Annotated in this window: 6 protein-coding genes; 2 read left to right on the top strand and 4 right to left on the bottom strand. The window is 60.2% G+C overall.

What is annotated here, in order from left to right:
- Positions 1 to 145: 145 nt before the first annotated feature.
- The 4 genes from M6G53_RS24445 to puuR form a co-directional block, all read right to left on the bottom strand.
- Entirely contained in the window at positions 146 to 2134 is a 1989-nt protein-coding gene (locus M6G53_RS24445; RefSeq protein ID WP_253335101.1) for a ligand-gated channel protein, read from the bottom strand.
- 244 nt (positions 2135 to 2378) lie between these two features.
- The gene (locus M6G53_RS24440) at positions 2379 to 3374 is read right to left on the bottom strand and encodes an ABC transporter permease (protein ID WP_253335100.1); all 996 of its coding nucleotides are present in this window, start codon (positions 3372 to 3374) and stop codon (positions 2379 to 2381) included.
- Positions 3371 to 4882: a sugar ABC transporter ATP-binding protein gene (locus M6G53_RS24435; RefSeq protein ID WP_253335099.1), complete on the bottom strand. Its 1512-nt coding sequence runs from the start codon at positions 4880 to 4882 to the stop codon at positions 3371 to 3373. The genes M6G53_RS24440 and M6G53_RS24435 overlap by 4 nt, the downstream gene beginning before the upstream one ends.
- 157 nt (positions 4883 to 5039) lie before the next feature.
- The gene (gene puuR / locus M6G53_RS24430) at positions 5040 to 5597 is read right to left on the bottom strand and encodes an HTH-type transcriptional regulator PuuR (RefSeq protein WP_038877865.1); all 558 of its coding nucleotides are present in this window, start codon (positions 5595 to 5597) and stop codon (positions 5040 to 5042) included.
- Between the two features lie 395 nt (positions 5598 to 5992).
- Between puuR and M6G53_RS24425 the strand changes: the two genes are divergently transcribed.
- Both M6G53_RS24425 and M6G53_RS24420 read left to right on the top strand, forming a co-directional pair.
- The gene (locus M6G53_RS24425; protein ID WP_253335097.1) at positions 5993 to 7411 is read left to right on the top strand and encodes a glutamine synthetase family protein; all 1419 of its coding nucleotides are present in this window, start codon (positions 5993 to 5995) and stop codon (positions 7409 to 7411) included.
- A gap of 535 nt (positions 7412 to 7946) precedes the next feature.
- Positions 7947 to 9314: an APC family permease gene (locus M6G53_RS24420; protein ID WP_253335095.1), complete on the top strand. Its 1368-nt coding sequence runs from the start codon at positions 7947 to 7949 to the stop codon at positions 9312 to 9314.
- Positions 9315 to 9480 lie beyond the last annotated feature (166 nt).

The raw sequence follows: 9480 nt of genomic DNA, 5'->3' as shown, positions 1-9480 counted from the left end.
CGGTCTGCCGTTGGCTGCCAAGCCCGGCAAGGTAATACCGGACGGCATTGAGTTTGTCTTGCAGTGAATACTTCATAAAGCTGCACCTCCAAATGTCAGATGTGTCCAACATTTGGGGTGCAGTTCAAGCGCGCGCCCGGGGGCATCAGAAGTTGTAGGTCATGCCGACGGTGTAACGGCGGCCGTCCAGCGTGGTGTTGTAGTGATCGTAATCCACGGTCTTGTCGAGGATGTTGTAGACTCCACCGGTCAGCTGCAGATTTTTCGCCGCCTGATAGCTCAGGCCCGCATCGACGAAGGTATAGGACGGCGTACTCTTGGCCATCGAGGTGCGATTCAGGTATTCCGACGTTTTGCTGCGGAAGTTAACGCGCGACCACAGGCTGAGGTCCTGCGTGGCCTGCCAGTCCAGCACGGTGTTGAGCATGTGCTTCGGCATCTGGTTGAGCGCCTTGCCCTGGAACTCGCCGCTCTTCTGCTCGGAAGCGGTGTAGGTGTAGTTGGTGTTCCACTTCCAGTCTTTGTTGATCTGCCAGCCGAAGGTGGCCTCTACGCCGCGCATATTGGCTTTGTCGACGTTGACGCGATCGCTGATAAAGTCATAGACATCGTTGCCGATCTTGCAGTCCGGCGTGTCTTCGCAGCGGCGCACTTCGGTGATCTTGTTCTTGAAGTCGGTGTTGAAGACCGTCACGCCGGCGTTGACGCCTTTCAGGCTATCCCACATCAGGCCGATCTCTTCGCTCAGGCTCTTCTCCGGCTGCAGATCCGGGTTGCCGACGATGATGCCGTTGCGCACGCCGCCGCCGGTGACCTGGCCCCAATTGGCGGAGGATTGGCGCAGATCCGGCGAACGGTAGCCGGCGGAGACGCCGCCTTTCATCGTCCACTGCTCGGTCAGGTGCCAGACGCCGTACATGCGCGGCGACCAGTGGCTGCCGAAGTTCTGATCGCGGTCCATACGGATGCCGCTGGTCAGGCTGAAGTCGTTGGTCAGTGCCCATTCGTCTTCGGCGAACAGCGCCCAGCTCCAGCGCGTCAGCTGGTTGACGTCTTTCGCCGAGCTCAGCTGGTTGCCGCTGTCGCCCAGTTTCTCATAGCGGTATTGGCCGCCGAGGTTCAGCATGTGGGAACCCAGCTCGAACTGGTTCTGGGTGTTGAAGATGGTGTTGTACATCTTCATCTTGCGGCCCGGGTTATTGGTCTCTTCCCGCTGAACGTAGCTGGTTGAGTTACCGAAGTCGTAATAACCGTTGTGGGTCAGCGAGTAGTTGGTGCGCGTGTAGAGATCTTCGCTGCGAGAGGTCGGTTTGCACTTGCCTTTGCTGCAGCGCTCCGCCACCACCGATTTGCCCGGCGTGCTGTTGCGATCCTGCAGCGAGCGGCCGATTTCGACGTCGAATTCGTTTTTCTCGTCCGGCGTCAGGGTGAACACGGCGGTGCCGCTGCGCATGCGCTGTTCGTTGTAACCGTTGGTGATTTTATCTTCGGCGCGGCGCGACAGCAGGCCGTTGACCCGCACACCGAGCAGGCCTTCAATCAGCGGGCCGGAGGCGTAGGCGTTGGTCTGGAACAGATCGCCGGAATCGCGGTTTTCCTGAAGGGTGGCGTCGCCGTGCAGCGAGCCTTTCCACTCGGTGCGGGAGGTCTTGCGGGTGATGACGTTGATCACGCCGCCCATGGCGTCGGAACCGTACAGCGAAGACATCGGCCCGCGCACCACTTCGATGCGTTCGATGGCTTCCATCGGCGGCAGCCAGCCCTGTTCGATGCCGGCGTTGTCGCTGTTCGGACGGGTACCGCGGGTGTCGACGCGCTTGCCGTCCACCAGGATCAGCGTGTACTTGGAGGACATGCCGCGGATGCTGATGTCGCTGCTGCTGGCGCCGCCGGTGACCACCACGCCCGGCACGTCTTTCAGTGCGTCGGTCACGTCGCGATAGGCCTTGTCTTCAATTTGCTGGCGCGGGATCACCGAGATGGAAGCGGCGGAGTCCTGAATTTTTTGCTGGAAGCCGGAGGCGGTGACGACCATGGTGTCCTGGGTGTCGTTCTGCGGCGCGGCCAGCGCGGCGGTGGCGCTGAGTGAGGCGACGACCAGAGCGGCGAGCTTGCTGTAACGTGGCGTTTCCATGAGGTAAACCTTTCCTGGATTGAAGTGAAAGTAATTAACCAATTGAATTTCTAATGAAATTATTCATCGTGCGCTGAGAAATACTTCGCTTCGTCAGCGTTGCGTGAGGGTATTGTAAGGATTTTTTACTGAATGTAAACGCTAATGATAATTCATATCATTTGTATGCTTGTTCTACTGACGGGAAAGGGTAACCGGATGAATTAAAGGGAAAAGCGGCGCAGCGAGCGTGCGCCGGGGAGGATCAGCGTTTCTGGATATAGGTGATGGCCAGCGCCAGCGCCAGCACCAGGCCTTTGATAATGTCCATGGCGTAGTAGGGCACCGACAGCATCACCAGGCCGTTTTGCAGCACGCCAAGGATCACCGCGCCGATCAGGGTGCCGAGCGCATTGGGTTTACCGGCCCCGGCCAGCGAGAAGCCGATATAGGCCGCCGCCACCGCGTCCATCAGATAACCGCCGCCGGCGTTGACCTGCGAAGAGCCGATACGTGACGCCAGCAAAATGCCGCCAAGCGCCGCCAGCCAAGAAGAAATAACGTAAGCGGCAACCCTGTAACGCACGGTGCGGATGCCCGACAGACGCGCCGCTTCGGGGTTGCCGCCAATGGCATACATGCGGCGGCCATGCTTGGTCAACGACAGGAACAGCTGCACCGCCACGGTGACCGCCAGCATGATCAGCACGATCACCGGCACCTGGCCGAGGGCGGAAAACACCTCCGGGATCAGGCCTTCCGCCATGTCGCCATTCGGCAGCACCATGTTTTGGGTGATGGATCCGCCGTAGCTGTAGGTCATCGCCACGCCCTGGATCACGAACAGGCTGGCCAGCGTCGCCAGCATATCGGGAATTCTGAACACCACGATCAGCAGGGCGTTGAACAGGCCGACCAGCGTGCACAGCAGCAGTGTTACCACGATGGCGCCGGTGGTGCCGAACCCGTGCCAGACGAACAGCGAAATCACCAGCGCGTTGGCCAACGAGGCGGTCGAGCCGACCGACAGATCGAAACCGCCGACCGACAGCGAGAGAGAGACGCCGATGGCGATCACCGTCACGATGGCGATCGAACGCAGGATATTGATGATGTTGTTGGCATCGAGAAAGTTGTCCGACGCCAGGCCAAACAGGGCGACCAGCGCCGCCACGGTCAGCAACATGCCCCATTTGTAGAGGAAATCGAACAGCTGTTGGCGCCAGGGCAGCGCAGGCCGCAGGGCTAATTCTTTACTCACGCAGGGGTTCCTCCGGTGGAATAGAGCAATAAGGTTTCTTCGTCGATGTCGGCGGCGTTCAACTCTGCCACGATGCGGCCGTCCCACAGCACGCAGATGCGATCGCACAGGCCAACCAGCTCGGCGAACTCGCCGGAGGCGTAAATCACGCCTTTGCCGGCGCGCGCCAGGCCGTCGATCAGGCCAAACAGCTCTTGCTTGGCCTTGATGTCCACGCCCTTGGTCGGTTCATCGAAGATCAGCACCTCGGCGTCGCCGCGCAGCCATTTGCCGATCGCCACTTTTTGTTGATTGCCGCCGGACAGGCGTGCCAGCCGCTGTTGCGGGCCCGAGGCGCGAATGTTCAGGCGCTGCATGATCTCGCGCGCCCAGCGCAGCTCTTGCCGCCGGCTGAACAGGCTCCAGCGCGAGAAGCTGTCGTCGGCGCTGACGCTCAGGTTCATCGGGATCGCCTCATCGATGAAGATGCCTTCTTTGCGGCGCTCTTCCGGCACCAGCGCCAATCCTTGTTCGACCGAGAGGTGCGGCGCGCGCGGCGCCCAGGGTTGCCCGCGCAGTTCGCCGCGCTCGAGCTGCACGGCGCTGGCGCCGAACAGCGCTTTGCACAGCTCGGTTTTGCCCGCCCCGGCCAGCCCGGCGATGCCGAGAATTTCCCCCTCATGCAGCCGCAGCGAAACGTCGCGCAGCTTGTGGCGATCGTGCAAACCCTGCACCTGCAGCAGCGTTCGCCCGGCGTGCGGCGGGCGCGGCGGCGGGAAAATGTCGTCCAGCCGATGGCCGAGCATCTTCTCGACGATCTGCTCGCCGCTCAGCCCGCGCATGGCGTCCTCGCTGACGTGCCGGCCGTCGCGCAGCACCGTCAGCCGATCGCAAATGTCGCTCAGTTCGTGGATGCGGTGGGAAATAAACACGATGCCGATGCCTTCGGATTGCAGGCGGCGCACCACGTTAAACAGGCGCTCGCTCTCGGCGCGATCGAGCGGCGCAGTCGGTTCGTCGAGCACCAGAAAACGGCAGCGGTGCGACAGCGCGCGCGCCAGCAGCACCTGCTGTTTTTCCGCCAGCGTGCAGTCCGCCAGCCGCCTGAGCGGGTTGAGCGGCAGCGCCCATTGCTGCAACAACTGCGCGGCGCGGCGGTGCAGCTCCGCCCAGTTCAGCCAGTGGCCCGGCTCGTTCAGCCAGTCCAGCATGATATTTTCCGCCACCGACAGCGTGGGGATCAGCGCGACGTCGACCTCTTGCTGCACCACGTGAATACCGTGGCGGCGCGCCTGCAGCGGGGAGTGGATCGCCACCGCCTGGCCGTCGATCAGGATCTCGCCGCGATAATGATCGTGGGCGCCGGAGAGGATCGCCATCAGCGTCGACTTGCCCGCGCCGTTGGCGCCGACCAGCGCATGGATTGAACCGCCCTGCAGCGTGAAGTCCACGTCCTGCAGCGCGTTGAAGCCGGCGAAGGCGATCGAGATATTGCGCATCTCGAGGCGTGAAGGCGTTGCGGTTACCATAGAGTGATCAGGCCGTTTAGATGTTTAGATGGCTGCTTCGCTCTGTTGTAACACAGATTACGCCGTTGGCAACCAACAAAATGGCATAACGGCGATGAAAAACGCGTTGGCGGGCACCGGCGCAACCCGCGTCAGGCTGCGCCGGTGCGAGAAGCGGTCAGAAGGTGGTGGGGGTGTGTGCGCTGACGATGCGGCAGATGCGCGCCGACGTATTGCTGAAGCTGTGCGGGATGCCGGTGTTGATGGCGTAACTCTGACCGGCGGTCAGGCAGTAGCTCTGGCCGTTGATGGTCAGCACGATCTCGCCTTCCAGCAGGGTGCCAATCTCTTCGCCCTGATGCTTGATCTTTTCGCCGGTGGTGGTGCCGGGCTGGTAGGTTTCCAGCATCATTGCCAGGTTGCGCGTCGGGCTGCCGTTGTGCACCAGCTTCATCGATACCCCCTGGCTGCCGATCTCAATCAGGTCCTCGGCGTCGATCACCACGCGCGGCTCGTCGGCGGCTTCCGGTTCGGCAAAGAATTCCGACAGCGACAGGCCATACACCTTCAGCAGCTTTTGCAGCGTGCTGATGGCCGGGCTGACCTTGTCCTGTTCGATGGTGCTGATCGCACTGTGGGTTAACCCGGACAGTTCGGCGACCCGGCGCTGCGACAAACCCAGTTGCTGACGGATCTGCGACAGGCGCTTGCCCGGTGCCAAGCTGGCTTCGCTCATAGCGGTACTTCCTTCTGATAGGGGCGACAGGCAGACATGAATATCGCTATCGGGCGCCTGTCTGGGCGATAACGAAGCTGCATGATATCGGTAGTTAGGGCAAGTTTGGAAAATATATTGCCCATATTCACTCTCGGTGCGCTGGACGAAATAGTTGACGTAAAAAAGGCGGCAAGGCCTTTTCGGTCAATATTTTATCAATTTAGCAGCCGGTGGCGAATAATCAAACGGGATTGTAACATTTGCAAACCCTTTCTGTTAAGACTATGTTTCATGGTGTGGATGTTATTTTGAGCGCCCAGCGGCGGCGCGGCCTGGCGAGAAATCCAATCATGTGTTGAATCGAACGGCAAACGGGCGCCAACGCGCCTTCAGAGCATAATGGCGGGTGACGTATGCAAACCAATAGCGCAGCAGTTGAACATTTTGCACAGCATCATGAAGAGAGGCGAAGTAGCGCGTTCCAAAATGAGGTTGCTCATTATTTGGAACGCCATCCCGCCACGCAGTATGTCGATATCCTTCTCACCGATCTCAATGGTTCCTTCCGCGGCAAACGTATCCCCGTCTCAGGGTTGAAAAAACTGGAAAAAGGCAGCTACTTCCCCGCGTCAGTGTTCGCCATGGACATCCTCGGCAACGTGGTGGAGGAAACCGGTCTTGGGCAAGAGCTCGGCGAACCGGACCGCGTATGCCTGCCGGTGCCCGGCTCGCTGACGCCGTCGGCCGCCGATCCGGAGCATATCGGCCAGGTGCTGCTGACCATGCTGGATGAAGATGGCACTCCCTTTGACGTTGAACCCCGCAATGTGCTGAACCGCGTGTGGCAGGCGCTGCGACAGCGCGGCTTGTTCCCGGTGGCAGCGGTAGAGCTGGAGTTTTATCTCATCGATCGGCAGCGCGACGCGGAGGGCGATCTGCAGCCGCCGTGCGCGCCCGGCACCCAGGAGCGCAACACCCAAAGCCAGGTGTATTCCGTCGATAACCTGAACCATTTCGCCGAGGTGCTGAACGACATCGACGCGCTGGCGAAGCTGCAGGGGCTGCCGGCGGACGGCGCGGTGGCGGAGGCGTCGCCGGGGCAGTTCGAGGTCAACCTGCGCCATACCGATGATATCTTGCTGGCCTGCGATCACGCGCTGGCGCTGAAGCGGCTGGTGCGGCTGGTGGCCGAGAACCACGACATGCACGCCACCTTTATGGCCAAACCCTATGAGGATTACGCCGGCAGCGGCATGCATGTGCATGTCAGCATGCAGGACGGAGCGGGCAATAACCTGTTCGCCGACGCCGCAGGCGAGGATTCGCCGCTGCTGAAGCAGGCGCTGGCCGGGATGATCACCCTGATGCCGGCGTCGATGGCGCTGCTGGCGCCGAACGTCAACGCCTACCGGCGCTTCCAGCCGGGGATGTATGTGCCGATCCAGGCCGCCTGGGGCCACAACAACCGCACCGTGGCGCTGCGCATTCCCTGCGGCGAACCGGAGAACCACCGGGTGGAGTACCGCGTGGCCGGTGCCGACGCCAATCCGTATCTGGTGATGGCGGCGATCCTGGCCGGCATGCTGTACGGGCTGGACAACGCGTTGCCGTTGCCAGAGCCGGTGACCGGCAACGGGCTTGAGCAGGAGGGGCTGCCGCTGCCGATCCGCCAGAGCGATGCGCTGTACGAGTTTGAACACCAGCACGCGCTGACCCATTATCTGGGTGAGCGTTTCACCCAGGTGTATCACGCCTGCAAGACGGACGAACTGCTGCAGTTTGAACGGCGGGTGACGGAAACCGAGATCGACTGGATGTTGAAAAATGCCTGAATGGGCGTATAAAGTAAGAGGTATGTGCGGGCGACCGGCCTGCCGGTAGCGGATTAATTCGCCTGCCGGGCTGGTTTTCCGTTCGATCGACAAAAAGAATTTGTATTTGAGGGCTTCCGGATCTTGTCATCCGGAGGCATTCTGGTGCAAAATATCTCAAATGCAGATAGCCGACGTTTTGAAAGCGTCGGTTATTTTTTTTGCATTAAGTTTTACCAACGTAGCGTTTCATACACCAAGCGAGGCCGGACACCGATCCGGATAGATAAATAGTTTCGTGCACGATCAAACAAAACTTTATGGTCGTGACTCATGAGGATTAGAAAGATGGGGCAATTTTTCACTTTAGCACCGGTGCCCGCCGGTTTCCGCTGTGGCCGCAGCGACTATGGAGCAGCCGAGGTTTCCTCGACCCGTTATCCAGCTTACAATCCCCTTCTTTTAGAATTAAGTCGCTCGTTGCGAAGTTTCCCCGCAACCTTAAGTCTTGGCGTGTCCGCCATCCGCAAGGCTCAAGGTAAGGGGGGGCTGAACAATGTCCGATAATACCCTCAACGCCGCTCCGGCTCAGCGCACTCAGCTGCGCAAAACCCTGACTTTGGTTCCGGTCGTGATGATGGGCCTGGCTTATCTGCAGCCAATGACCATCTTCGATACCTTCGGCATCGTATCCGGCCTGACCGATGGTCACGTCGCGACCGCGTACGCCTTCGCTCTGCTGGCGATCCTGTTTACCGCCCTGAGCTACGGCAAGCTGGTGAAGAAGTTCCCTTCCGCCGGTTCTGCCTACACTTACGCCCAGAAAGCCATCAGCCCGCACGTCGGCTTTATGGTGGGTTGGTCATCGCTGCTGGACTACCTGTTCATGCCGATGATTAACATTTTGCTGGCCAAGATTTACCTGGAAGCGATCTTCCCGGGCGTGCCGTCCTGGATCTTCGTGGCGGTGCTGGTCGGGTTGATGACGATTTTCAACCTGCGCGGCATCAAGCTGGTGGCTAACCTGAACTCCATCATCGTGGTGGTGCAGGTGGCGATCATGATCGTGTTCCTCGGCCTGGTGATCAACGGCATTTACCACGGCGAAGGCGCCGGTACGCTGGTCAGCAGCCGCCCGTTCTGGTCCGATAACGCCCACGTGGTGCCGATGATTACCGGCGCGACCATCCTGTGCTTCTCGTTCCTGGGCTTCGACGGCATCAGCTCGCTGTCCGAAGAGACCAAAAACGCGGAAAAAGTGATCCCGAAAGCCATCTTCCTGACGGCGCTGATCGGCGGCATCATCTTTATCGTGGTGTCTTACTTCGTGCAGCTGTACTTCCCGGACATCTCGCGCTTCAAGGATCCTGACGCGTCGCAGCCTGAAATCATGCTGTACGTGGCGGGCAAATTCTTCCAGTCGGTGATCCTGGTGTTCTCCTGCGTGACGGTATTGGCGTCTGGCATGGCGGCGCACGCGGGCGTTTCGCGTCTGATGTATGTGATGGGCCGCGACGGCGTGTTCCCGACCCGCTTCTTCGGCTATGTGCATCCGAAGTGGCGTACCCCGGCGCTGAACGTGCTGCTGGTGGGCGCCATCGCGCTGTCCGCGGTATCGTTTGACCTGGTGACCGCGACCGCGCTGATCAACTTCGGTGCGCTGGTGGCCTTCACCTTCGTCAACCTGTCGGTGATCTCGCAGTTCTATATTCGCGACAAGATGAACCGCACCGTGAAGGACACGTTCAACTACCTGATCCTGCCGGTGATGGGCGCACTGACCGTCGGCGCACTGTGGATCAACCTGGAAGCCAGCTCGATGACGCTGGGCCTGGTCTGGGCGGCCATCGGCCTGATCTACCTGGCCTTCGTCACCCGCAGCTTCCGTTTGCCGGTGCCGCAAGCGAGCGAAGACGCCGCCTAAGCGCGAGCCGTCTCCTCAGCCACAAAAAAGGCCGCATTCGCGTAATGCTGGTCACTTAAGGGTGACCAGCAACTTTTTTATCTGGATATTTCCTGCTTCTGGCCCGGAGTTCTCTAGGATAACTTCGCTCTCTGCGCCCTGGTAGTACCAGCCATTTCGCCTGTTC

The organism is Serratia nevei, assembly GCF_024160145.1.
GTDB classification, from domain to species: Bacteria; Pseudomonadota; Gammaproteobacteria; order Enterobacterales; family Enterobacteriaceae; genus Serratia; species Serratia nevei_A.
The sequence above is the reverse complement of the archived record's forward strand: the minus strand, read 5'-3'. Positions and strand labels throughout refer to the sequence as shown.

What these genes read in the sequence shown, in the direction of transcription:
- M6G53_RS24445 (WP_253335101.1), bottom strand. Translation starts at nt 2,134, where the DNA reads ATGGAAACGCCACGTTACAGCAAGCTCGCCGCTCTGGTCGTCGCCTCA.
- M6G53_RS24435 (WP_253335099.1), bottom strand. Translation starts at nt 4,882, where the DNA reads ATGGTAACCGCAACGCCTTCACGCCTCGAGATGCGCAATATCTCGATC.
- puuR (WP_038877865.1), bottom strand. Translation starts at nt 5,597, where the DNA reads ATGAGCGAAGCCAGCTTGGCACCGGGCAAGCGCCTGTCGCAGATCCGT.
- M6G53_RS24425 (WP_253335097.1), top strand. Translation starts at nt 5,993, where the DNA reads ATGCAAACCAATAGCGCAGCAGTTGAACATTTTGCACAGCATCATGAA.
- M6G53_RS24420 (WP_253335095.1), top strand. Translation starts at nt 7,947, where the DNA reads ATGTCCGATAATACCCTCAACGCCGCTCCGGCTCAGCGCACTCAGCTG.